The following is a 22,842-nucleotide window of genomic DNA, read 5'->3' on the forward strand; positions in this document are numbered from 1 at the left end:
GGGCGTGCAGATACTTCCCGGAACGTTAAGGCGCCCCTCGTACGAGTACGACATGGTAGGACCGGTTACGCTGTTATCGGCGTTAACAGTTCTCCAAGTAAAACCGCCAGTTCCTGAGCTTCGGTTGCACACAGAGTTGAAAGCGTTAGTGAACTGCCCATCAGTTCCGTATGAAACGAATGCACCTGGATTGTTAATAGGCAAGGAGTTGGTAGTAATGCGCAGACTGAAAAAACTAGGCGAGTAAGCCCCACCACTAACAGGCATTTTAGTTGCGGGGTCAAAGTTTCCGTCGTGATACACGGTTCGATATACGAAAGAACCATCAGCAAGCACACGACGAAAACCGAGTATGTCGTACCCGTTCCCCACATGGCCAAAAATGTCAAACGCGGCTGCAGTGTCGCCGGGGTACTTCATGCGCAAAAACAAGCCGCCGCTAGAGTTAGTCATGCCATCGGTAGTACCGCTCGCATATACGCCAATATGATGCTTGTTAATGTCACCGATTTTCCCAACAACACCAGTTTGAGGCGTGGAAAGGATAGCGTCAGTAATGCCATAACCTCCCAAAGTTGTTGCCTTCGCAGCCTTCCCCAAAAGCGCGGTGTCCACCTGCTCCATGGTGTATGCATTGGTAATGCCATAGCCGCCCAGGGTATTCGGGTTCGTGCCCGCAATAACGCGGCCGAGCTTATCCACGGTCAAGCTTCGATAGGTGCCCGCGACAACACCCGTGCGCCCTGCTACGACCTCAAAGGTCAGCGCAGTGGTACCCAACACAATCGGCGCATCGGTCACCAGCTGCCAAACGCTGTCGCCGTTGGCCGTGCCCTTCTCGACACTGACAAATAGACCCGGTGTTACTTCCACGCCGGCATCTGCATCTTGGGCGCGTTTCCAGGGACCGCTAGCCGGTACGACATAGATACCGTTGTCTTTCGCCTGGGCCTGGTCTTTCACCAGTACACGGGCATCTGCAGCAAGCAACACACCGTCGATGGTTTGAATACCGTTCAGGGCGATATTCGCCGTGGTGGCGACCAGTACCGAGTGTTTAAAGTCCTGCTTGTTGATGGCCTCCGTAATCGCCAGGTCAACATATTCACGAGTCGCCAGCACAATCGCAGGATCGATCTTCAGCACAATGTTGCTGATGCTGGAAACAATAAAGTTCATCCGCACGATCTGCGTACGACCTGAACCCTGATCCAGCGCTGGCTTAAAGCTCGGTGCACAGTTGGAAACTGCAACCAGGTCACCGTCCGAGTCGTACAAGCCGATCTCGCGGATCCACCAACCACCCACGTCCGCCGGAATTACCTGCTCAGCAATGATCACCGCAGCATTCGCCGGGTCGACGCGCAGTTGATTCAGCGGCGCACGTCGGCGCTCGTTGATCAACTTGGTCTGTGCTGCGTTGGGCATCGGGTCGGTGTCGTTGGCGTCTCCTACTCCAAGTTCGGTGAGGTTCCAGGGAATCCCCAAAGCGTTGGCGTTTGCCAGCTTGGCGGCCCCCACATTGGTGAGGATCGCCATAAATTGCGAGTTGCGATCAATCATGGGTAAACATCCAGAGTGTCTATGCTGTGTTCGCGCCCGACCATGCCGATGTAGCCAGTGACTTCGATGTCACGCTGCACGGGTGGGTAGACGTCGATTACGTCGCCTTCGTAGAGGGCGACACCGATGTGTATGGCGCCTTGGGTTTCCAAGCTGATCGCGAGGCCGGTCAAAGGCCTGCTGACGGGCTTGGCGTCATCGATAAGGCGCTCCAGCTCCAGGTACATTTCTTCGGTGATGCCGGTATCCAGTACACCGACCTTCAGCGCGAACGTACCGGGGATGCCCATAGGCGTCGTCTGCCACCACTCCAGCACCTCGATCAGGTAACCCAACGGCTCGACCACCCGCCGCAGGGCGCCGATGGTTCCCTTGTGGGCATGCACGTAGAACGCGGAGCGAATGGCGGAACGCTTGACGGCTTCGGACCATTTGTTGTCCCAACGGTCGACCGACCAGGTCCAAGCCAGCCACGGCAGCAGATGCGCCGGGCAGGTGTCCGGGTTGTACAGGGTGCGCAGTGGGATAACGGTTTTCTCAGCCAGCGCGGCCTCGATGGCGCGCTCCAACTGAGTGCTATTCAGGGGGAGCAGACTGGTCATGTCGTGCCCCCAAGAACAACACTGAAACCGGTGCAATAGGCCGCTTGGTACTTGCTCGGCTTTAGGTCTTTCCAGTTTTTCAGCTCGACCCGGCCGACGCCGCTGATGTGCAACTGGGCGTCGACGCCAGATTGAGCAACCTCAAGCGCCAAGCGCTTACGCGGGTTGATCCAGGCCGCGAGGCGCTTGATCGCCTCGGCCAAGATGGCGTCGTTTTCCGGGCCGGCGCCTTGCATGTGCAACACGGCATCAATCCGGTAATTCAGGATCTCGGCGCTCTGCACGATGAGGCGGTCGCCAACCGGGCGGATGTCATCGTCGCTGAGTTTGCTGTACACCGCGTCTAGCAGCGCCTGATCGGCCTGGCCGCTGCCGGTCAGGCTCAGCACGGTCACCACTACGACGGCCGGTGATGGGCTTTCAGCCGTGGCATCGGCCACCAGCCCCGAGGCGTTGCGCGAGTGGAAAATGTAGCTGTTGCGAGGGCCGGCGGTGGTCAGCCCTTCGTAGACCAACTGGATACGCTCACGCAGGGCATCGTCGGACTCTTTAACCTCTTCGACCGGCGGCACCGCCAGCAGATTAGCCGGCTGAATAACCAGTCGTTGAAGCTTCACGTTGGCCGCAAGCTGATCAAGATCCTCCTTTTCGGCATACGCCAGCATCAGCGCCCTGGCCGCATCATTGACCCGTGCCCGATTCTGCATCTTGCCGTAGGCCCCCAGTTCCACCAGTTTGACCACCGGGTCGCTCTCCAGCGCCGCCGACCAGTTATCGCCCATGTACTCGCGAAAAGATGACATCCCCTCCTGGTACAGCTCCTCATAGTCCAGATCCTCCAGCACCTGCGGCGCCGGCAACGCCGATAAATCCACTGTACTCATGCCGACACCTCCAGCAGCAGGCGTTCGCCCTGATAGTCACCTGTTAACTTGAAGTCGATGCGACCGCCGACGATGGCAACGACTTGCACCTGCTCCAGCTTTAGCCGCGGTTCCCAGCGACCCAGCGAGCGAGCCACCTCGGCCTGCACCGCGCTCTTCCAGCCCGCGTTGACCGGTAGGTCGACAAAGCGTCGGATCAGGCTGCCGTACTCAGGCCGCATCCGCCGACTGCCCACGGGCGTGCCGAGAATGTCCCCAATGGACTGTCGGAGATGGTCGAGACCGGACAGCGGTTTGCCGGTGTGGCGATCCATTCCGATCATCGGGATTACTCCTGCAGAAGTTCCGGGTGGGCCTGGAGGAAGGCGAACTGTTCATCAGTGCTGGCCGTCACGCGCGCCTTGCTCACCGCCAAGGTGCTGCCATCAGGAAGGACCAGGGTGCGCGAGGTGAAGAGCGTGTCGCGGAAAACGCGCCCAGGCCCAACTTCGTCCTGGCTGTCGAGTTTGTTCTTGCTCATCAACGGATGCTCCTAAAACGAAAAACCCGCTCAAGGCGGGTAGTGATCAGTGTTTGTGGTTCGGCGTGTTGCCGCCGACATCGATGACCTTGCCGGCACTGTTGATGTCGCCGGTCGTATTGAGTGTGCTGTTGATCTGGGTAGCGCCGTCGATGGTGACTAAGCCCACCAGGTTGATCTTGCCCGACACCAATCGTGTGCTATCCGGCGTCATCTCCAGCACAGACCCTCCGACCTTGACCATGACGGTGCCCGCCGGGAGATCGATGGTGTAGCTGTTGGCTTCCCAGTCGTAGACCAGGGAGCCGCCATCGTCGAACCGCCACACCTCGACATGATCGCGGTTGTCCGGCTGGGCGCCGGCATTGCCGTACAAGCCAGGGATAAACGTACCCATCGCCGGCTCGCCGCTGGGACTGATCAACGCGCCCTGCTCTCCCACGCTCGGCACCCGCCAGTGACGAGCCTTGCCAGCCGCCTGGCTGTGCCAACGCACCCAGGCGCTGATCCAGTCGCCCGACTTCACACGCACCATAGCGGTGGACAGATCCACCCCCACCACGACGCAGGGCATCACCGTCGAGGCGATCATCCGGTCATGCTGGGCACTGGCGTAGCTCATTGCAGATCCTCCGGGTTGACCGGCCCTACGCCCGGCCCCAGGTCAATGACCAAAGACCCCGGCGGCTCATCCGGCCACGGCCATTCCTCGGCGCCCAAGTAAACCGTCTGGTCCCACTCCACCAGCCAGACGAAATAGCCGTCCAGTTCGGGCTTGGTCCAGTCTTGCGTAGAGCGCACGAACTGCGCGCAGTCGACCTCCAATCCCCAGCTCTGCCCCCGTAGAAGCACCGCGAGCTGGGAGGCCAACTGCACCGCCTGGCGTTGCGGATCCGCGCTGATCGAGTCGACGATGATCCGCGCCTCGAACTTGCAGGTCAGCGAGGTTTCACCGGTACCGATATCCGGCGCGGGCTCCATCTCGGCCATTTCCAGCAGCACTACCGGCGTGGGAATGCTGGTGTCTGCCGACAGATCCGGCCAGAACGACGCGCCCTGAATCCCTGGCAACTGTTCCTTCAGGTGCTGCTCGATGGCGTCATAAAGACGGTCGAGGCTGAATGGCTGATCAGACACGGGCGGTCTCCTTGAGGTACTTCTGCAGTTCAAAGTTGAGTTCTTGCTTGAGGATCTCCAGCAAGCGTTCGTCAGCGCGTTTTACCCAGTTGTCGAAGTGCGGTCGCACCTGGTCCAGCGAGACCTTGGCTTTCGCCAGCGGGAAGCGGTTGTCGCTCTCTGCGATGAAACCCGAACTGCGCCGCCCCTGCGTGCTGCCGGGGTAGTCCGTGGCATTGAAGTGCTTGCTCGACGTGCGGATCCAGATGTCGGGGCTATTGCCATACACCTGCTTGAAGAACGCGCCCTGGTAACGCCGCCCCGCCACCGACACACCGGCGCGGGATTGCCGAGATCGACCGATGCGGCTGGCCTCGATGGCGTTGACCCCAAACCACAACTTGCCACGCATCGCGCCGCCGCTGACCGGATAAGCCCGAAGGCGCTGCCGGACAGCGCCGATGGCGATTCGCTCCTGCTTGCCCACGGCTCGCGCAATGTAGGTGCGCAGCCAACCCAACGTCTTGTTGATCGCACGACGCTGAGCCGCTGCAGCGGCCTTGGGCACCAACTGCCCGAACTCGCGCAGGGCCTGGGAATGCACCGCCGACGGCAGGATATTGATCATCCCGCTATCGCGGTTTTGCTGCACATGGCTGCCGACGCTCATGGTCGCTTCCTCAAGATCAGGGCCACCAGGCCATCGCCGCCGGGCTCTAGTTGCAGCAGGTCGTAGTCGCCGCCGCCATCCAGAGTCGGCAAGTCGATGGTGACCCGCAGGCCCTTGCTCAGACCGTCCGAATCTTTCACGCGGATCTCAAATCGAGGCTCGCGCAATCCGGTGTGGACCTTGCCGAACTGCGGTGCTTTCCATGGTGCCGCGAACATACCCAGTACCGGTTCGGCGCGGCCTTCGATCTGGGCGCTGTCGCCCAGGGTCTCGAATACCACGTCGTCGATGTCGTCGATCAGATCGCGGAAGGCCACGGTCACATTTCCAGCAGGATCTGCGCCAAGGGCCGCGTGCACATGTGCAGCGGGTTGGACTGAGCTTCACCGGCCATGCCTTTGTTGAAAGGCAGTGGCTCGATCTTGCTGTAATACGGAACACCTTCGGTGTTGACCGTTTCCATGTAGTCGGCCGGTGCGAATACCGAAATATACAAGTCCGGTACGCCTTCAGGGATCAGCAGCGCCTTGTCGTCGTGCACAAACGTCATCCCGGCGATTTTGCCGCGATAACGCTCCCAGGTGATGCCACCGTAGTCGAAACTTTCACGAGCATCACCTCGTAAAGCAGCTGCTTGTTGGGTGTTGAGGTAAGTTTTTTTCACCTCCTCAATTTCCAAAAGCGCATTCCAAAAATTCTTACCGCAGAAAGCACGAGAGCCGCTGCGGGTCACGCTGCCCAATGCGTCTTCTTGCATATCCAACGCCTCACCACACTGCACGCGAAACGACTTCGTCTCACCGACCAAGCCCATCGACAACGACTTTCGCTTAACGCCAAAACGGTCATACAAATCGAGCAGCACCGTCTTGCCGTCGGCATCGTAGATTTTGCCGTTGAGCGCACCGAGGCGCTGAAACTCGTGAGTAACATCCAACTGTCGGCGAGCCTTGGCCAGGCGCTTGTTGACCACATCCTGCACCGACTGAAGCTCGGAACGCGTGCCGAAGGCACGAATGCCCTGGATCTCATCAGCCTTGATAGTGAAGCGTTGTGGCAGGTGTACGGTATTGAAAGGAATCAGCGTGCGCTTGGTACCACCGACCACCAGACCGGACGTACCCCGTTCACCCGCCGGCACCAATGCCAAGGTGTCACCGTCCTTTTCGATCTGTACCGTAAGGGTGGTAATACCCTCCTCCTGGAACAAACCCAGGCTGCCGATACGTCCAGGCACGTACTCCTGTTCGTTGATTGCGGCGGTCAGCGAAGATACCGAGAACGCATCGTCATTGAAGATTTGAATGTCAGCCATGAAACATGTCTCCAGAAAACAAAAAACCCGCACAATGCGGGTTGAAGGGGTTAAACGAGTCGCCTTAGCGGACGATCACGTCTCGAGCGTTCAGCGCTTTCTCAGCGGCGGGGTCCAGGCCGGTCAAGTGTGCTTCGCTGACCTCCGCCAGACGCACCACCGCACGTCCTCGGCGCACCACGTCCGACATGCTCAATGGGCCGAAGAGGATCGCCTGGGCGTTCTCGCTCCCGTCTTCAGCTGTGGGGTTGTATGGCGCGAATTCACCAGTAGCGGTGACCAAACCGAGAATCTGTCCAGGTTCTAACGCAGGGCCTGCAGCGACGTTGATCGCTTCGCGGGAAATGGTGCCGTTACCTTCGGACAGCAGGAACTCGCCTGCGTGCATCGATTCAGTTTTCATGCTCTTGCTCCTTTCGAGTTACCGTTTTGTGCCGCCTGACGGCTGGACCAGATTGAATGGGTGTCGACCTGCTTGGCCTTGATCGTTGGGGCTGGATCATCGTCCAGCGGCAGGCTGTTATTGATTTCAAAGCCGCCGCCACTGCCGACCAGCTTGTCGAAGAGCCGCGCACGAACTGCAGCTTCATCCAGGCCCGCCGTGATGAATTCGCCGGTCAGCTCTGGCAGTCGTGCCGCGACACAGAGGCCGTGCAAGGCTTTTGCATTGCTCAGTGCTGCCTGGATCACCGCTTCGCTTTCCAGCTTCGTCGCAGCGAGTATAGGGTCCACCAGGTTGCTGATGCCGGCCGCTGCACATCCCTGGGTGACCATCAGAGCCAGCTTGGCAGCATCCAGCACAGGGGCAGGATCTGGCTCAGGCGGTTCTACTTCAGGCCCGTCATCCAGTTGGGCGAGCAGCTCGGGCGGGGCATTCTGGAAGCGCTGCAACACGCTGCCCTGTCCGAGACAGGCGCTGACCTTGAGACCGTCGCCGACTTCATCGGCCAGGCCCAGCGCCACCGCTTCATTGGCCGTGAGCCAGGTTTCCGCATTGACCATGCGCCGCAGCTCGGCTTCGTCGATGTTGGGCGCCTTGGCTTTGTAGGCCGCGATAATCGCTTCCAGGGTCTGGTCCAGCACGTCAGCGACGCGACGGAAGTCTTCGGCATCACCACCGGTAAAGGTGTAGGGGTTGTGAATCATCAACATGGCGTTGGCCGCGATCACTACCCGGTGAGCGCCGCACACCGCGACACTGGCCGCGCTCGCCGCCAGTGCATCAATGCGCCCCGTACAGCGCTCGCCCAGCCGGGACAAAGCGTTGTGGATCGCCAGACCGTCGAACAGATCACCGCCGATGCTGTTGAAAGCGACGATCACCGGGGACGCGCCGTCATCCATGGCGCGCAGATCCTGCACGAACTGGTTGGCGGTGACGCCCCAGGCGCCGATCTCGCCGTACACGAAGATCTCGATACTGCGTTGCTCAGCCTCGCCACTGGCCTGGAGGGTGTACCAGCTTTTGTCGGCGACCTTGACCTGCTTGCCCGCCTTGTCATAAACGCGGGGCTTGGCTTTTTTGCTCATTGTTGTTCCTTGTCATCGTTCAGCTCGATGGCTTCAAGAGTCGTGTAGTTGAGGCCGAGGTTCGTGGCTCGTACGAGATCGGCCGCATTTTCCGTGTCGACCGTTTCCGCGTCGTAACCGGTACGCAGCACCATCTCGCTGCGAGAGGCAAAGCCCGCTTGTACCTCCATCCGCCGTGCCTGTACGTCCTGCACTGGCTGGATGTAGGCCCATCCTTGCGGCACCCAACGTGTGCGCAGGTATTCGCGTCGACGTTGCGCGTAATCCTCCAGCACCAGGGCGCCGGACAACACCGCCATGTCCATCCAGGCAGCCCGCACCGGGCGACATAGCTGATGCACATACACGCCGAATTGCAGCTGCTCCAGGCGCCGCCGGAACTCGTTGAGCACCACCCGCAGCGCCCGGTCGTTGACCTCGCGCATGTCGCCCGTGAGGATCTCGTATGGCGTGCCCGAGCCCGCAGCAGCAGCCATCAGCTGCTGCCGCATAAAGTCCGGGTAGTTGTTGCCGGCGTCCGGTGGCTTGGAGAACTCCACCTCTTCACCTGGTCCCAGCTCCTGCATGGTGCCGGGCTCCAGGGCGACCATCGGCGTGAAGCCATCGCGGTCGGTGGTCAGGAGTTGCCCAGTGACAGGGTCACGCGGTTGTTGCCCCATCTCCGGTGATGGCCGTTTGATGAAACCGGCAAACAGGTTCGCCACTTCCTGCCTGAACAGCACCGCGTCATCGTAGTTGTCCAGGCTGCGCAAGCGCTTCAATACCGGCGCCAAACGCGGCACGCCACGTAGTTGACCAGGCTCCATCGGTTCGAAGATGTGCAGCACCTGTGTTGCCGGTACGCGCACCAACTGGTTATAGCCAGCGTTCAATGACGACGAGTCGCGGGGATGCGACAGGTACATGTAATACGCCACACGCTTGCCCGCCGGGTTGAACTCGATCCCCGCCCGGATCACGTTGCCGTTTTTGGCCATCTCGAATTTATCGTGAGGGACAAATTCAGGGGCCAGCGCCTGCAACTGCAGCGGCACTGCCAAACCTTCGCTCGGGCTGCGGGGTCGCAATCGCACAAAGCATTCACCGGCCGTTTCAACGGTGCGCGCCACCAGAGCCTGCATGCCGTAGAAGTCGGTCAGCTCATCGGCATCCGCCTCGGACGCCCAGTCATCCCACAGCTGCTGCTTGAGCTTGCGCAGCTCGGCGTCGTCCGTGGTCGGCCTGGGCGTGATCCCGGTGCCGATCAGGTTGCTGACGCGTTTGTCGATGACGTTGAACGCGTACGGGTCATTGCGCACCGCCGCCCGCGAACGCGCACGCAGGTTGCGCAGGGCCGGGGTGTTGATGCTGTTAATGCCGTTGTCAGACGCTTCCCAACTGGCCGAACGTCGGCCCTCACCGGCGCCTTCGTAACTGGCCTTGATGTTCGACGGCAGCAAGAATCCATTACGGGTGAGCGTCGGATAGTTTCGAGCCATTAGATTCCCTTGCCTCCGTGGGTAAGCCGGATCACGCGAGAGCGCGGCCCGGCGGCTTGGCTCAGCGACGTGCGGATCTCGTCGCGGGCCTTAAGCAGTTCGTCGATAGAGCGGTACTCCACCGTGCGGTCGCTGTATCGCACGGTCTTTTCACCGCGTGCAATGGCGCGCTCGATGACTTCGAGGTGCTTCGGGGTAAACGACATATCAGCGTCTCTTCAGGTAACCGCTGGTGGAGCTGCGGCGTCGTGGGGGTGAAGCCGGTCGCGGTTGGGCGACCAGGGCATCGGGTTGCGGCGCTGGTTGTGGTGTCACGTGAGCCGGCTCGGCGACCGTGACACGCTCGGCGGTGACCACCTTTTCATCGAACAATCCCGCCTGGGCCAGAGAGTTCCGCACCCGCTCCCAGTCGTGCTCCTGATAGCGGTTGATGCCGAGGTAATGTGCCATTGCCAGGCAATACACCATCAGATCGAGCGCTTCGTTGCGCTCGGCCTTGCCTTTGATCCACTCGATACGCTTGTGACCACGCACGTACTTAGCGACCTTTCGCTCGGCCACGCACTGGACGAAGAACTCATCCGGCAGGTCGTTGGCAAAGTGCACCGCACCTGGGCCAGACTCAAACGGGTAGCGGTTGTAGATCCAGTCCTTTGCAGTGTCTGTACCGACAAACCAAAGCTCTGCGCCACCGCGTTCGGTCTGCCCCTTCCAGGTCACATCAACCATCGAAGGCCGCTGAGCGATCACCGGCTTGCCGGGCTTGCTCGCGCCCTTAATGGCGAAGATGTTGCGCCAGCGCCGTACGCGGCAGAACTGATACACCTCATCCGTGTGATGGCCACCGGAGTCGACAGCAACCGCAAGAATGCCCAGGCCAACGCCGCAAGGGTGTCGATAGCGCTCCTTGAGCAGCTCGTCGAGGACAGCCCAGGTACGCTCATCTGATGGGTCACCGGCGATTACTCGGTGATCGATGACCCAGCGCTCCATGCCGACACCCCAGCCCATTGCCATGAACTCCAGGCGATCGGCCTGCACGTCGACAGAGCCAGTGATCATCATCACAGCAGCAGGTACCGCACCGAGGGAGAAACCCTCCCTACGAGCCCGCTCGATCAGGACCGATGCCTTCGTCTGCTCTTGTGCACTGTCCCAGACCTTTGCCAGACGAGTGTTGTAGAACACCTGCATGGGTTCAAGGTCACCCTTAGCCTGAGCCTTTTTGGCCTTTTCGAACTGCTTAGCCAGCGACCGCCAATCCATCCACCCCGGCGGTGAATACAGCGCATTGAGGTGGAACCCCACGGTCTCACCATCGCCTTGGGTGTGGGAGCGCCATTCACCCTTGGCTAACATCTGTCCCTTGAAGTGCTCTTCGATCAACACATCGCAGTCCAAACCGGACGCAGCGCATTTGTAATGCACCACGCTAAAGTCGGCTGAGTAGAGAAGGTTTTCCCATTCAAGCACCTGCATGTGGCCACAGTGGGGGCATGGCACGTAGTAATAACGCTGGTCGCTGGATTCAAACAGATCGGCAATGCGTGACGCGCCCTTGATCGTCGGCGAGCTCGAAAAATAGAACTTTGCGTTGCGGCCAAAAGTACTACCCCGCGTTTCCGCTAGTTCGATAGGGTCACCCTCATCGCCCACATCGACCTCCCAGCGATCAACTTCATCGCCGTAGATGTAGCGCGCCGACAACTCGGCCAAGTTGGCCGCAGAGCCCGCAGTGGTGACATACAGCGAGCCGCCCTCGAACTCCTTGGTGTCCATGGTGTTGCGTGAATCTCGCGACCGGCTGGAGGCAACACGCTCGCGTAGCACGGGAGTGGCCTTGATAGTTTTGCTGATACGAGACGACACCCGTTTCGCCAGGCCTAGGCTGGGAAGCAGCGCAAGAATGTTGGACGGCGCCATATGGATTAAGCCGCCCATCCAGTTCAATCCGATCTGCGTTTTCATTAACTGGGAGGCGACCATCGTTATCACGCGCTTGCATGGGTGAGCCGGCGAAAGGCAGCGCATGGGCTCGCGAGCATAAGGTGTACGCGAGGTTCGGTATTGGCCTGGCTCAGCGGCACCCGAGTCACGCGGGATCCGCATGTATTCGTCAGCCCACTGGTCAATCCAAACGTCCGGATCGGGCTGGAGCCCACGGAAATACGCCTCACGGTACACCTCTGCACCATCAGGAATTTCCGTGTGCATGGGGTTAACTCATGGTTAGTGCATGTTCAAGGTCAGAGGTAGACATACGTTCAGCGTCCTCCAGCGAACGCCGGATGGCAGCTGTCAAATGCCTTTCGATTATCCAAGGGTCGGTCATTGCAGCCAGCTCTGGGGCAAGCTGTGGGGGCATTCCAAGCAGTTGATCACGCAACAGACGGCCCGCATTGTAGGCACCTGTTTCCACTGCTTCGCGATCCACCAGGGTGCCTTGTTGTTTGCGATAGTTGTCTTGCTCCTGAAGAGCAAGGTAGTGCTCTCGCAGAGCGCGAGACTTCTGAAAGTCTACCGCTTGCCCAACTTGCGGCACCGCAGGTTCTTCGGCGGCTGTTTTCGCCTCTCGCTCAAGACGAAGCCGGTTATGACGGTCGGCAACAGCGGCTTTGCTGGGATCCGCCGACTCCGCCAGCAATGCCTCGGTAGCTTCCAGCTCTACTTTGCCGTCATCGGTCAGCACCAGGCGATCCTGATTAGCCAGCTTGGAAACATAAGATTTGGCCCAGCCACGTCGTGCCGCAAACTCCGTTTTGCTAATTACGGTCATGATGGAATCTCCTGTTCACCAATGAATCCGGTGTTGTTCACCTGTTCACCTCGGTTCACTAAGCTGGTGAACTGTCCGCTAACACTTTCCCGCGGGTTTCATGCCCCGTGTCCCTCGAATGCCGCCAGGGTCCCCGGCGACTTTTCGGCGCACCATTTTGAAGCAAACCGCTAGAGGCCACGTATTCCGTGGCCTCTAGCAAATCAAACCTGTCCACTGCCCGAGGGCGGCACATCGCACACGCCCAACCGCTTGGCGGCCCAGCGTTCGTACAGGCCGATGGCGACATCGGCGCCGGCCATCGCGGTGAGGCAGCCAATGCTCCCCGCCGCTAGGACCGACATGCCCGATGCGTGCAACAACATCATGGTGGACAGTCCGCAAACCACACAGGCCCCGGACCGAAGGAGCAAGCGGCGGACCAAGGACCAACCGCTCACCCCCGCCTTGTCGGCCCGCCATGCCTCGCCGGAAATCCCGCCGACCAGGGACAGTACGATCACCATCCAGATCGGCATCTCAATAAGCGCTTGCTGCTCGTTTGTCATCGCCCTACCCCATAAACGCAAAAACCCGGCGCAATGGCCGGGTTTAGTGTGGTGGTGTGTCCCGCTGCTTGCGGTCGCACCTATCGAAGATGGGTACTTTTTACAGGTTGATTCCGGTGGCAGCAAGCCTGTTTTAATGCCACCCGGCCAATATCCTGGGTACGTCTAGGGAATGTCGGTGAATATCTATAGTTCGGCTATAAGCGCCTTCGGCGCTGTCCTACTGTCCCACTATATTGAATCGAAGTAGGACAGCTAAAGGCGCCTGAATTCGTGGCTCTGACCTACTGTCCTACCTTTTTTACTTTTCTCTTGTGTATAGAGAGAAAGCTAAAAGCACGCGTGCGCGCCATTGGCGCGAATACGTGCCCGCTATGCTCATGTGTGCGATGGGCGGGTAAAGGTTGGACGGTAGGACAGGCCAACAACGGCGCGGGCTGCGCCAGTCCGACCGCGCTAAATGCTAGTCGGACAAGGCAGGACAGTTGGACAGGGGCACGCGAAGTGACGCCGACGATCATGCAGCCGCCTCCATCAGCATGAATGCGATATGCAGGTGGGCTGCGTGCAGGCGCAGATAGTAGGTGTCGCGCCCACATTCGCAATGGGCATACTTCAAGCGCATGTCGGTGTCGTGGTTGCAGTAGTGCTCACGAACGACAGTCGCAAGCTCTTGGTCCAGATGCTTATTCACGATCAACTCGATATCAAGAGAGCCCTCCAGCGGAGCACGAAACGCCCGCCGACCTCGGATCAACTGACCGTTACTCTCCATCATCATGGCGACCATGTTGCCGCCTGCAAGCCCACCCTTGGTGAAGTCGCTGTGCAGCTCTTCTGCCCACGTCCTTAGTCGTGTATCGATCTCTTTAATCAAAGCATGGTTCCTCGATCACCGACTGCTGCAAGGCAGACGCTCGACCCCAAGCCTTGGGCTTTTCGTAGGCCCATGGCCGCACGCCACTTTTTGCCAATGCCGGCATGCGACGCTTCCGCCAGCCCAGCCGGTGCATAATCGCCCCGACCCGCATCTGCTCAGGCTTACCCCAATGGCCGAAGTCCAGCTTCAGCGCCTGGGTCAGGATCTCGTTGCCGGTGGCGGTTTCGCCGATCTGCGACTCTTCCATCCAGGCGAGGATTGGCCCCTCCCATTCGTCAACCACGAAACGCTCGTCCTGCGCCTCGGCGAACATCCAGGACTCGTCCTTGTTCACCCACCAAATATCGCCAGCCTCGAAGCAGAAAAGCGCCTCAGCCCATAACTGATCGCGGATCTCGCGCAGTTGCTCCAGATCGACCTTGTTGCAGAACACCGGCCAATAGCGACGGTTGCCCGTGGCATCCTTGAGGTATTCCTCTTGGTTGGTGGTACCCACGAAAACACACTGGCGTGGCACGTCATTCGTTCTGCGGCCATAGCTCTCGCGGTAGGTGTCGGTGGACGCGGAGAAGAACTGCTTGGCCTTGGTGCTTTCCGCCTTGTTGAAGCTGTCCAGCTCCCCCAGCTCGACAATCCACTTGCCGCGAATGGCCTGGAAGCTGTCCTTATCGCCAAGAGCAAAGGGAGTGTCCATGAACCACTCGCCACCGAGGACGCCCATGGCAGTGGACTTACCGGCACCCTGCCCGCCTTCGAGGATCATCACCGAGTCGGCCTTGCAGCCTGGGCGCATCACCCGAGCAACTGCCGAGATCAGCCAACGCTTGCCGACCTTGGCCGAGTACTCGCTGGCTTGGACGCCCAGCACGTCGGTCAGCCAGGTTTCAATGCGTGGCACGCGGTCCCACTTCAGTTTCTCCAGGTACTCGCGCACCGGATGGAAGGCATGGTCGTGGGCAACCACGCTGACCGCTTCGATCACTTGAGAGGCCTTCACGCGCAGGTTGTACTGCTGTGCGAGCCACTTCATCACGCGCATATCGTCGATGTCGGCCCAATCACCGGCACCGCCGCCAAAGGGCGCGGACCGCAGTTTGACAATCTTGGAGCTGAACACGCTATAACCGATGACACCGGCCCAGCGTTCGTCGTTGCCCAGGATCAACTCAACGTTTTGCATGTGCGCGATCAGCGAGCCGTTTTCAGTCCGCGCTAGTTGGTCTTTCCAGCCACCCGCTGCAGGAGGCTTGACCACCGCCAGCACCTGGCGGCGGACGGACTCCAATCCTTCGGCGACGTGCAGGTCATTGAAGTCGGTCCACTTGATCTCGCGCAAGCCAGAGAACACCGGGGCGACCACTTGACCGCCGACGACGAGCGCGGCGTTATTGGCCTTCTCTTCGCCAGGGTTCCAGGAGTCACCGTTCGGACGCTTAGTCTTCCAGTCATCGTCGCGACAAATGATCAACGGGCAACCGGGGAAGCGCTCGCGCATGGCCTTGGAAACCGGCAGCAGGTTGCCCGCATCGAAAGCGATAGCGACAGGAAGCGAAGTCGCCATGTGCAGGCTTGCGCCCGTGGCGTAGCCCTCACATACCAGCACCGGCTCGCCGGGTTCAGGGTGCGGACCGATCAGGTGGAAGGCGCCTTCCTTCGACATGCCGTAGGGCCAATACGCTTTGTCGCGACCGGTGTCCTCTTGCTTCTCGGGGAAGATCACCTGCAGGCCGACGATCTGGTCGCGCACGTTGCACATGGGCACTAAAAATGCGCCTGTACGTGGCGCATAGCGAACCTTGAAACCTACGATCTGCTTTCGATCCAGATAAGCGCTCTTGCCCTTTTCGGGCATGCGCTTGAACAAGCCGGCAGCACGGTTGGCCGCTCGGCGTGACGCGTTGGCCGCAATCTCGGCAGCCTTCCGCTTGGCATCTTCCTGCCGAGCACGCATGACATCGCGCTCTTCGGGACTCATACGCACGGCCTTGACCTTGATTTTCGCCGATTCGCCCGAGCGCCAGTCACCGAAGCTGCCGAAGATCAGCGTCTCGTTCTTCTCGGTGCGGTGTTCGTGAACGACGTACCAGCCGTTTTTTTCCTTGCCCTTGTCCTGGGTGGTTTTGCAGCGGGTGAGCTTGCCGAACACCAAGGGCTGGGCAGGTTCGAGGCCATAATCCGCGAACTGATTCAGTACCTCATCGAGCATGGCGAGCCACCATGATTTCGTCGATTTCTTGGCACGTCACACAGTGAGTACAGCCAGGGAGAGCAAGGCGGCGCCCTTCTGGGATTGGCGTATCACAGACCTCGCACAACATGAATGAATGTGCAGCAGCGACAGGCTTGTTGGCTCGGCGTGCAGCAAGAGCCTGATCCAGGCGCTCTTGCACCAGGTCATTTGCAAAGTCAGCGATATCAGCCACGGTCCGCCCCCCGCGTTGTCTGGTTGACGTATTGAGCACGGTTGAGCATGCCCAACAGCCCCTGGATTCCGCGAAACACCTGCAGGCGAATCTCGGCCAGCTCGTGATCACTCACAACACCGTCGCCAATGCTCTTGGCCCAGGTGTCAGCCAGATCAGCCACCTGGCGGAAGTAGACCGCAATGCCGGTGGTCAATGTCTCCGGCATGTCGTTGGTATACGCCTCGGCCAATTCCTGCCACATCGTATCGCCGACAAGACCATGCACCGCATCGAGAATCCGGCGGTCCTTGGTCAGTTCGAGGATCTCGCCAAACTCTTGAACATTGACCGTGTGCGAGGGGTGGGTAGGGGACAACTTGTGTTGCAGCGTTGTGGCATTGCGGCCTGTGGTGGCGGCGATTGCAGCGGCGCCACCCGGATAATCGCGTGCGGCATGGTAAAGCGCTAATTCGAGCGTCAGGACTTCCCGTTGTGCTCGATCAACGCAACTCAGAGCAATTCGGCTCATGGCATTAATCCTTATAAGTTGCCAGTGCCGCGCGGCTTGCAGTGGTGTTACATTTGCCGCGTGGCTTGAAAGGGCCCAAACGCCGGCAAGATCCTCAAGATCGAAACCGGCACCGCGCAGAGGTGAGTGATCCGTCTCTCACCTCTGGCGCAACAGCTGCCTAATCTGTGGTGGAAAAGGCAGCAACCCAAGGCCTCCGTGCCTTGGAAGCGCGGTAAAGAGAGGTGGTTAGCATGTGGTGTGCCCTCAACTCCTTATCGCGACCCGACAGCACTGTGGTGGTGTGTGCCGGGAGAAACTGGGCGGCCCTTGGGTCGCCTTTTTTCTGCCTACGCTGCAGCTTTCTGCGGGGCCGATGCGTTGAGCAACCAGGCAGCGTCAAATGCGTTGCCCTTCTGCTCCGCAGCGGTCGCTAAAAGTTTTGCGTAGTGGGTTTCACCGGTGTAATCGGTGCGGGGAAGACTGGCAGCTAAGCGCCATTTATTGAGCGCTTGATAGCTCCTTTCACACACCTTGGAGGCGGCACCAATGCCGCCTACTGCTTCAAATGCGAACGCGATGGCGTTCGGAAAATCTGCGGGGTCCAACATGGCAACCTCCAATTATCAACTCTAGGTTGATATTAACATCAACTGACTATTGCGCAACCCCTGTGAGAGTATCAACTCATGGTTGATAAGAACGAGCTACGGGCAGCTTTCACGGCGCGCCTTCACGAAGCACTCGACGACGCCGGTGTACGCACCCGGGGACGTGGTGTGGATATCCACAAACAGCTTAAGACCGCTGGAGTGAAAAAAAGCACTCAAGCAGTAAGTAAATGGCTGAATGGCGAAGCAATTGCTGAGGCGGATAGCATGGCCGCTCTCTGTGCTTGGTTGAAGGTACGACGAGAGTGGTTGGAATATGGCGTGTTACCGAAAAAGTCGCATAAGGAGAACAACCTTCACCAAATGCACTCTGGGCACGAAAGTAATATCGGAGAAGTAACCCGAAACTTTGGAAAGGTGCCATTAATTTCTTGGGTACAAGCGGGTGCATGGTGCGAAGCTAATTTTGAGTTACATGACGGCGAAACTTGGCTTTCTTGCCCGGTAGCTATTAGTCAAAGTGGATATGCACTAAAGGTACTTGGAGACTCGATGACTAACCCAGGCCCTGGGCGAAGCTATCCAGCAGGTTGTATAATTTTCGTAGATCCTGAAGCTGAAAGCAAAACAGGTGACAGAGTGATTGCAAGGGTACCGCGCACTAATGAAGCCACTTTCAAAATACTGGTAGCTGATGCAGGGCGTCAATTTTTACGGCCTATTAACCCTCAGTACCCAATAATAGAGATAACTGAAGAGACTCACATATGCGGAAAGGTAGTTGGGGCGTTCCTTCCAGAGTAGCCCCAGACAAATTTAAAAATCTAAAGAATTTATAATATCGTCAAGCACGCCATCCATCCCGTACTTAAGATCGTTCAGCAAACTATAAAGCTCTTGAAAAGTTTCCATACTTTCTCTAGTAGCTAGATCCTTAGTTGTATAAACGACCTGTTGGGTGAAGTCTATCCAGTCATGCTCATCGAAGGACGCCAATTCGTCAATGGTCTGGCGCCCCGGGTAATAGGTCAGATTAAAATGACCGTCATTTCTTTTGAGCACTGACCACTTATATCTGCCGTCGAAGACAAAAAATACTTCAGTCTGATGTTTGCCGGGAATAACCAATGAAATTTTATCTTTATTTTCGATCATTGCATTTGCGGCTATTACTATTTTGCTCATGACTTACTCCCAGCAAGCTCATCTATATTCTGAACATTAAGATGCCTAACCTTTTCACGAATTTCGCTTATCAAAGCGCGCTTCTTCGCCTCCGTGATAGGTTTGACTTTGACATCACGATCAAAAAGCACTTCTAATTTTTCGATCTGAACTGACATCAAGACAATTAATTTATCATTCCCACGCATTTGGCCAAGCAAATCGTGAAATATGTTAGAGATAGTCTCCGTATGCCCTGGCTCATTCGCATTGAAATTATTCAAAAGCTCAAGCTTTTCTTTAATTTCTGACAGCGTGAGCTGGTGAGAGTAATTAATTAAAACCGAAAAAACAGAAGCAATTGCTTTTCTCTTCGTGACAAATAAATAGATCGCTATCGAAGATGCTAACCAAGATGCCATATCAGATAGAAAGCTTACTGCAGAAATGAATCCATCCAATGTCATGCGTGGCACCTAATTCCATGTCTGCACTAATAAATCTCGTCGCGTGAATCTAACGGAATCGTACACTTAATTTCAACCTTAGCCTACGAAGACAGAGCGAATTACACACACGAAACAGAATATCAACCAATGGTTGTTGACATATCGCAACCATCAGTTGATATTTGCCTCACTCTTCCACCACAGAGCGAGGCAACACCATGCGCACCACAGCCACCCTGCACGCCCACCCGGCCGCTGCTAATCCCTTCCGCATCTTCGAAATTCGCCGCTTGGCGCAAGATTGCGGGTGCACCTTCATCGCATCCAAACCCAAGCTAAAACAGTACACCGCGCCCGCGCCGTTCGATTCGAACGACGGAGGGCAAGCGGCGTGAACAAGTTTAAACTCGACAACCGTACCCTTGCCCTGCTGCATGCCCAGGTCAATCTCAGCGAGACTTTCAACCACACGCTGCGTACCACACCACGTCGCGATGTGCTGGGTTTCCGCCTGAAAGTCGAACGCAGTAAGGCCGACACGCACTTTACTGTTGAAATAGGGAGCAATCGCCACACGCTGACTCTAACCAACAATAAAAAAATGCACCTCAAACTGGCCGACTTCATCGAAGAAATTGCCAACGGCCCGGCCGATCCCAGCGCACTGCCTGAATCACCGCCGACTCTCCACGCAAACCGCTGCTATGGCGCGTTTGATGTTGTACACAAGCAACAAGTGTTCGAGCTGGTTCGCACCGGCGGCACGATCAGTCTCGACCTGGGCTTCGAGCAGCCCATTTACCTGGCGGTTCACCGTAACAAAACCCGCTCCGGCATCACCACCATCATGGGCATAGGCGTGAAGTCGCCGCGCACCAAGTGCTTCACGGTGTACGGGACAGACGTTGAGCTTTACGGAATGGTCATCGAATCCATTAACCACTTGGCCGCAGCAGCTACACCTGCCGCACATGCAGCGTAGGAGGCCGAGATGGAACGTAGCCTGGAAAAAGCCGCTAAGTACTTCGGCATCTCCCGCCCCAAGCTGATTGCGCTCATGCGTGAAAAGAGCTTGCTCAATGACCGCAACCTGCCGGTGCTCCCCGTCCGTGACCGTGAGTATCTGCGGATCAAGAACGGCAACTGGTACCACGAGACCGCTGGCATGCAGTACAGCCAGTCGACCAAGGTCCGGCAAGCCGGGATGCTCTGGCTGGCCGAGCAACTGGGGCTAGAACTGCCAGCCATCCCGGCAGACAACCGTGACGTGGCCTAGGGAGTACGCCCGCCAGATCGTCGCCATGCGCACAAGAGAGGAGCGCAACTCCGCGCTCCTCGAAGTGCCAGAGCATCTGCGGGAGCTGACCAAACGCCATTGTCTGAATGCCTGGAATCATCCTCAACGGAAGAAACACAATGACTGCACACGCTGACCAACAGCCACTAAGACTGCTGCCCGCACCCGATCCGGCGACAGTCGAACTGCTGTACCGGACCTTTGGTGACGTTTTGATCCCGGTGGAAAAGTTGCGGGAGCGATACTTCCGAAACCTCAACGAGGGATCTTTTGCCGACGCAATTACCACAGGCCGAATTCAACTGCCCGTGACAACGCTGGTCAACAGCCGCAAGGCACCGAAGTACGCCCACATCAAGCATGTGGCCTCACTAATCGACATTCGCGCCTACAGGGCGGATGAAGAAATGCCGCGCATAGAAGCCGCAGGCGACGAGGTGTGACATGTCACTGCTCGATCAGTGCCGACACTGCAATACAGCGTTGTCTGCCGAAGAAAAGACCAGCCGACTGTGTGATGAATGCAGTTACTTTGCCGCCGACTATCAGCGCTATGACGTCCTTCGAGACGAAGGTTACATGCCCTATCAGGCAAAGCTGATGTGTGGCCTGACAGATCCACCAGATCCAGACGACGAATAACACACCAATTGGCTGCCACCACCAGCCAACAAACCACCAGGAGCACACCACATGACCGCAATTCAAATCTGCGCATTGATCAGCATCATTTTCGCAGCCGCGATCCTCTATTGGGTCGGCTATCGAGGGGGCCTGATTGATGGACGCATCGAAGGCATCAACGAAGGCAAGGCTATTCAGCAATCAGATAGCTCGGGCGCCATCCGGGACCTGGAGCTTTCGCTTGAGCAAGCCCAGACTCACCACAAGCAACTGTTTGCCCACTACAACCGGGCATTGGATGCATCAAAACTGGGAGAGCCGGCCCGCCAGACACTGCTGGACATTGCCGACAAATTACGAATTGCTGCGGAAACCTTCAGCGCGTTCCGTACCGGCAAGAAACTCGAACGTGACTCGCTAGCTCTGCGCGACCAAGCGCTCGCCATGGCGGCGTTACTCGATCAAGTATCACCAAAGCTGGAACCGGCCCCAGCGAACAGCTCAACCACTAAGCCAAAAGGCCGATGGGTGATAGAGCGCGGGCCAACCGAAGCAATGTGCCCTGAAGAAGCCCGCAGAGCAGTGCGTTTTTTTAGAACCGAAGCGGAACTTGAAACCCGAAACCAAAGAGCAGTCGGCGGTGACGTATGAGCCGCGCCATTCCGATGCTGCGCCTGACGCCCCAGGCCGCTGGCACACTGCAGCAGCAACACGCCAAGGCCACCAAGGAACTACGCGCGCTCACCCGCTACACCAAAGAGTTCGACCGCCAGTTGAAAGCCCTGATTGGCTATGAAGCTCTGCGCCAATTGCACAAGGCAACGGACAATACCTTGCTGCTGGCCCACCTGGTGAGGGAGGCCGCATGAACTGGATCCTCACCTCTACCGGCAAGCGCTTCGACCTGTTCGAACCTGACGCCGACATGATCGACCCACGGGACATTGCACACTCGCTGGCTCACCTTTGCCGCTTCAACGGTCACACCCGCGAATACTACAGCGTGGCCCAACAGAGCTGCATCGTCGCCGAGTTGGTGCCGGAAGAACATAAGCTCGCGGCCTTATTTCACGATGCCGCTGAGGCGTACGTGGGCGACATGACGCGACCACTCAAGCAATGGATTAGCTCCTTCCAGCATTTCGAGGACTGTATCTGGTGGCGTATTTGCGAGCGGTTCGACATCGCTCCAGAACTCCCCGCATGCATCTACAAGGCCGACCTGATTGCACTGGCTACCGAACGCCGCGACCTCATGCCACCCGAAGCGGCCATCTGGGATTGCTTGGTCGGCATCAAACCCATGGTTGAAACCATCCGCCGATGGCCTGCCGCAGAAGCCCGACTCACCTACCACCAGCGCCTAATGAACCAACTCGCCATCGAACATCGGAGAAAAGCGGCATGAAGAACAACCAGGATAACACCAGCGCCCTACCCGCTTTGCTCCGCACAGCCAATGGTGGCGACACACTAGAAACAAACAGTCTCTGCTGCGCTGCAGCAGGCATTACTGCTCCTCTCAGCGCCACCGCCGAGGCACTTGTACCCCACGAAAAGCTGCGCGGGGCAGCGCTCGCTGATGCAACGCTAAACACTCAGAAACGCCCGCTCGCGCAGCCTGTCGTGGGGTATACGACCCTTTCACTGCCCAAAGCCATAGAGCCTGAAATCTTCTCAGACGAAGAGCTGGCCGACCTTACAGGCTATAAACAGCGAGCCCATCAACGGAAATGGCTTCGCGACCGCAACTGGGTCTTCATCGAGAGCCGTGGGGGCCGTCCGTTAGTTGGGCGCATGTGCGCTCGCATGAAGCTTGGCATGACCAATCCAGCATTTACTGAACAGCTGCCACCGCCGACGCGGCCAGCTTGGACACCTGACTTCTCCAGGGTGAACTGA

General features: G+C 58.1%; 32 protein-coding genes and 2 pseudogenes. 10 read left to right on the forward strand and 24 right to left on the reverse strand.

What is annotated here, in order from left to right; genetic code table 11:
* Window positions 1-741: 741 nt before the first annotated feature.
* From G9Q84_RS29820 to G9Q84_RS11990, 22 genes and pseudogenes are all read right to left on the reverse strand, one after another.
* Window positions 742-1,563 (reverse strand): annotated as a pseudogene (locus G9Q84_RS29820) (phage tail protein); the annotation flags it as partial.
* The gene (locus G9Q84_RS11890) at window positions 1,560-2,165 is read right to left on the reverse strand and encodes a phage tail protein I (RefSeq protein WP_090407607.1); all 606 of its coding nucleotides are present in this window, start codon (window positions 2,163-2,165) and stop codon (window positions 1,560-1,562) included. The pseudogene G9Q84_RS29820 and the gene G9Q84_RS11890, both read right to left, overlap by 4 nt.
* A complete protein-coding gene (locus G9Q84_RS11895; RefSeq protein WP_181643371.1) occupies window positions 2,162-3,049 on the reverse strand; it encodes a baseplate assembly protein in 888 nt (295 codons plus the stop codon). Before G9Q84_RS11895 ends, G9Q84_RS11890 begins: the two co-directional genes overlap by 4 nt.
* A complete protein-coding gene (locus tag G9Q84_RS11900) occupies window positions 3,046-3,372 on the reverse strand; it encodes a GPW/gp25 family protein (RefSeq protein ID WP_177097292.1) in 327 nt (108 codons plus the stop codon). The genes G9Q84_RS11895 and G9Q84_RS11900 overlap by 4 nt, the downstream gene beginning before the upstream one ends.
* Before the next feature lie 5 nt (window positions 3,373-3,377).
* Entirely contained in the window at window positions 3,378-3,569 is a 192-nt protein-coding gene (locus G9Q84_RS11905) for a hypothetical protein (RefSeq protein WP_181643372.1), read from the reverse strand.
* 46 nt (window positions 3,570-3,615) lie between these two features.
* Window positions 3,616-4,191, reverse strand: a complete 576-nt coding sequence (locus G9Q84_RS11910) for a phage baseplate assembly protein V (RefSeq protein ID WP_181643373.1) — start codon at window positions 4,189-4,191, stop codon at window positions 3,616-3,618.
* Window positions 4,188-4,706 (reverse strand): hypothetical protein, encoded by a 519-nt coding sequence (locus tag G9Q84_RS11915; protein WP_181643374.1) that lies wholly within the window; start codon window positions 4,704-4,706, stop codon window positions 4,188-4,190. Before G9Q84_RS11915 ends, G9Q84_RS11910 begins: the two co-directional genes overlap by 4 nt.
* Window positions 4,699-5,355 carry a hypothetical protein gene (locus G9Q84_RS11920; protein ID WP_181643375.1) on the reverse strand — a complete coding sequence of 219 codons (657 nt, stop codon included), beginning with the start codon at window positions 5,353-5,355 and terminating at the stop codon, window positions 4,699-4,701. Before G9Q84_RS11920 ends, G9Q84_RS11915 begins: the two co-directional genes overlap by 8 nt.
* Window positions 5,352-5,672: a head-tail joining protein gene (locus G9Q84_RS11925; RefSeq protein ID WP_181643376.1), complete on the reverse strand. Its 321-nt coding sequence runs from the start codon at window positions 5,670-5,672 to the stop codon at window positions 5,352-5,354. Before G9Q84_RS11925 ends, G9Q84_RS11920 begins: the two co-directional genes overlap by 4 nt.
* Window positions 5,673-5,674: 2 nt before the next feature.
* Window positions 5,675-6,670: a major capsid protein gene (locus G9Q84_RS11930; RefSeq protein ID WP_099602579.1), complete on the reverse strand. Its 996-nt coding sequence runs from the start codon at window positions 6,668-6,670 to the stop codon at window positions 5,675-5,677.
* Window positions 6,671-6,734: 64 nt separating this feature from the next.
* Window positions 6,735-7,073, reverse strand: coding sequence for a head decoration protein (locus tag G9Q84_RS11935; RefSeq protein WP_181643377.1), 339 nt, complete (start codon window positions 7,071-7,073; stop codon window positions 6,735-6,737).
* Window positions 7,070-8,200 carry a head maturation protease, ClpP-related gene (locus G9Q84_RS11940; protein ID WP_181643378.1) on the reverse strand — a complete coding sequence of 377 codons (1,131 nt, stop codon included), beginning with the start codon at window positions 8,198-8,200 and terminating at the stop codon, window positions 7,070-7,072. Before G9Q84_RS11940 ends, G9Q84_RS11935 begins: the two co-directional genes overlap by 4 nt.
* The gene (locus tag G9Q84_RS11945) at window positions 8,197-9,678 is read right to left on the reverse strand and encodes a phage portal protein (protein WP_181643379.1); all 1,482 of its coding nucleotides are present in this window, start codon (window positions 9,676-9,678) and stop codon (window positions 8,197-8,199) included. Before G9Q84_RS11945 ends, G9Q84_RS11940 begins: the two co-directional genes overlap by 4 nt.
* Window positions 9,678-9,884 carry a phage head-tail joining protein gene (locus G9Q84_RS11950; protein ID WP_034106735.1) on the reverse strand — a complete coding sequence of 69 codons (207 nt, stop codon included), beginning with the start codon at window positions 9,882-9,884 and terminating at the stop codon, window positions 9,678-9,680. Before G9Q84_RS11950 ends, G9Q84_RS11945 begins: the two co-directional genes overlap by 1 nt.
* Before the next feature lies 1 nt (window position 9,885).
* The gene (locus G9Q84_RS11955) at window positions 9,886-11,892 is read right to left on the reverse strand and encodes a phage terminase large subunit family protein (protein WP_181643380.1); all 2,007 of its coding nucleotides are present in this window, start codon (window positions 11,890-11,892) and stop codon (window positions 9,886-9,888) included.
* Between the two features lie 4 nt (window positions 11,893-11,896).
* The gene (locus G9Q84_RS11960; RefSeq protein WP_099602585.1) at window positions 11,897-12,454 is read right to left on the reverse strand and encodes a terminase small subunit; all 558 of its coding nucleotides are present in this window, start codon (window positions 12,452-12,454) and stop codon (window positions 11,897-11,899) included.
* 203 nt (window positions 12,455-12,657) lie between these two features.
* On the reverse strand, window positions 12,658-13,002 hold the full coding sequence (locus G9Q84_RS11965) for a phage holin family protein (RefSeq protein WP_099489023.1): 345 nt from the start codon (window positions 13,000-13,002) through the stop codon (window positions 12,658-12,660).
* A gap of 517 nt (window positions 13,003-13,519) precedes the next feature.
* The gene (locus G9Q84_RS11970) at window positions 13,520-13,879 is read right to left on the reverse strand and encodes a PA0613 family protein (protein WP_090407652.1); all 360 of its coding nucleotides are present in this window, start codon (window positions 13,877-13,879) and stop codon (window positions 13,520-13,522) included.
* Window positions 13,872-16,088: a VapE domain-containing protein gene (locus tag G9Q84_RS11975; protein WP_181643381.1), complete on the reverse strand. Its 2,217-nt coding sequence runs from the start codon at window positions 16,086-16,088 to the stop codon at window positions 13,872-13,874. Before G9Q84_RS11975 ends, G9Q84_RS11970 begins: the two co-directional genes overlap by 8 nt.
* Window positions 16,078-16,305: a TraR/DksA C4-type zinc finger protein gene (locus tag G9Q84_RS11980; RefSeq protein ID WP_181643382.1), complete on the reverse strand. Its 228-nt coding sequence runs from the start codon at window positions 16,303-16,305 to the stop codon at window positions 16,078-16,080. The genes G9Q84_RS11975 and G9Q84_RS11980 overlap by 11 nt, the downstream gene beginning before the upstream one ends.
* Complete coding sequence (locus G9Q84_RS11985; protein ID WP_181643383.1) at window positions 16,298-16,816, reverse strand: phage regulatory CII family protein; 519 nt, start codon at window positions 16,814-16,816, stop codon at window positions 16,298-16,300. Before G9Q84_RS11985 ends, G9Q84_RS11980 begins: the two co-directional genes overlap by 8 nt.
* 329 nt (window positions 16,817-17,145) lie before the next feature.
* Window positions 17,146-17,406, reverse strand: coding sequence for a hypothetical protein (locus G9Q84_RS11990; protein WP_181643384.1), 261 nt, complete (start codon window positions 17,404-17,406; stop codon window positions 17,146-17,148).
* A gap of 78 nt (window positions 17,407-17,484) precedes the next feature.
* Here G9Q84_RS11990 and G9Q84_RS11995 point away from each other — a divergent pair, with 78 nt between their 5' ends.
* The gene (locus tag G9Q84_RS11995; RefSeq protein ID WP_181643385.1) at window positions 17,485-18,210 is read left to right on the forward strand and encodes a LexA family protein; all 726 of its coding nucleotides are present in this window, start codon (window positions 17,485-17,487) and stop codon (window positions 18,208-18,210) included.
* A gap of 12 nt (window positions 18,211-18,222) precedes the next feature.
* On the opposite strand, the gene G9Q84_RS12000 is transcribed toward G9Q84_RS11995, so the two are convergent.
* On the reverse strand, window positions 18,223-18,591 hold the full coding sequence (locus tag G9Q84_RS12000) for a hypothetical protein (RefSeq protein WP_181643386.1): 369 nt from the start codon (window positions 18,589-18,591) through the stop codon (window positions 18,223-18,225).
* Window positions 18,588-19,037, reverse strand: a complete 450-nt coding sequence (locus G9Q84_RS12005; RefSeq protein ID WP_181643387.1) for a hypothetical protein — start codon at window positions 19,035-19,037, stop codon at window positions 18,588-18,590. Before G9Q84_RS12005 ends, G9Q84_RS12000 begins: the two co-directional genes overlap by 4 nt.
* Before the next feature lie 200 nt (window positions 19,038-19,237).
* Here G9Q84_RS12005 and G9Q84_RS12010 point away from each other — a divergent pair, with 200 nt between their 5' ends.
* The 9 genes and pseudogenes from G9Q84_RS12010 (at window position 19,238) to G9Q84_RS12055 (ending at window position 22,842) form a co-directional block, all read left to right on the forward strand.
* On the forward strand, window positions 19,238-19,414 hold the full coding sequence (locus G9Q84_RS12010) for a hypothetical protein (protein WP_181643388.1): 177 nt from the start codon (window positions 19,238-19,240) through the stop codon (window positions 19,412-19,414).
* Window positions 19,411-20,001: a hypothetical protein gene (locus G9Q84_RS12015; RefSeq protein ID WP_181643389.1), complete on the forward strand. Its 591-nt coding sequence runs from the start codon at window positions 19,411-19,413 to the stop codon at window positions 19,999-20,001. Before G9Q84_RS12010 ends, G9Q84_RS12015 begins: the two co-directional genes overlap by 4 nt.
* A gap of 9 nt (window positions 20,002-20,010) precedes the next feature.
* Entirely contained in the window at window positions 20,011-20,295 is a 285-nt protein-coding gene (locus tag G9Q84_RS12020; RefSeq protein ID WP_181643390.1) for a phage antirepressor KilAC domain-containing protein, read from the forward strand.
* A 140-nt stretch (window positions 20,296-20,435) separates the two neighbouring features.
* The gene (locus tag G9Q84_RS12025; RefSeq protein ID WP_181643391.1) at window positions 20,436-20,759 is read left to right on the forward strand and encodes a pyocin activator PrtN family protein; all 324 of its coding nucleotides are present in this window, start codon (window positions 20,436-20,438) and stop codon (window positions 20,757-20,759) included.
* Between the two features lies 1 nt (window position 20,760).
* Window positions 20,761-20,958: a hypothetical protein gene (locus G9Q84_RS12030; protein ID WP_181643392.1), complete on the forward strand. Its 198-nt coding sequence runs from the start codon at window positions 20,761-20,763 to the stop codon at window positions 20,956-20,958.
* 51 nt (window positions 20,959-21,009) lie between these two features.
* Window positions 21,010-21,402: pseudogene (locus G9Q84_RS12035) on the forward strand (hypothetical protein); the annotation flags it as partial.
* Window positions 21,403-21,587: 185 nt separating this feature from the next.
* On the forward strand, window positions 21,588-21,809 hold the full coding sequence (locus G9Q84_RS12040; protein WP_181643393.1) for a hypothetical protein: 222 nt from the start codon (window positions 21,588-21,590) through the stop codon (window positions 21,807-21,809).
* Entirely contained in the window at window positions 21,806-22,348 is a 543-nt protein-coding gene (locus tag G9Q84_RS12045) for a phosphohydrolase (protein WP_181643394.1), read from the forward strand. The genes G9Q84_RS12040 and G9Q84_RS12045 overlap by 4 nt, the downstream gene beginning before the upstream one ends.
* Before the next feature lie 251 nt (window positions 22,349-22,599).
* Window positions 22,600-22,842, forward strand: coding sequence for a DUF4224 domain-containing protein (locus G9Q84_RS12055; RefSeq protein ID WP_181643426.1), 243 nt, complete (start codon window positions 22,600-22,602; stop codon window positions 22,840-22,842).

Source organism: Pseudomonas sivasensis (assembly GCF_013778505.1).
Taxonomy (GTDB): Bacteria; Pseudomonadota; Gammaproteobacteria; order Pseudomonadales; family Pseudomonadaceae; genus Aquipseudomonas; species Aquipseudomonas sivasensis.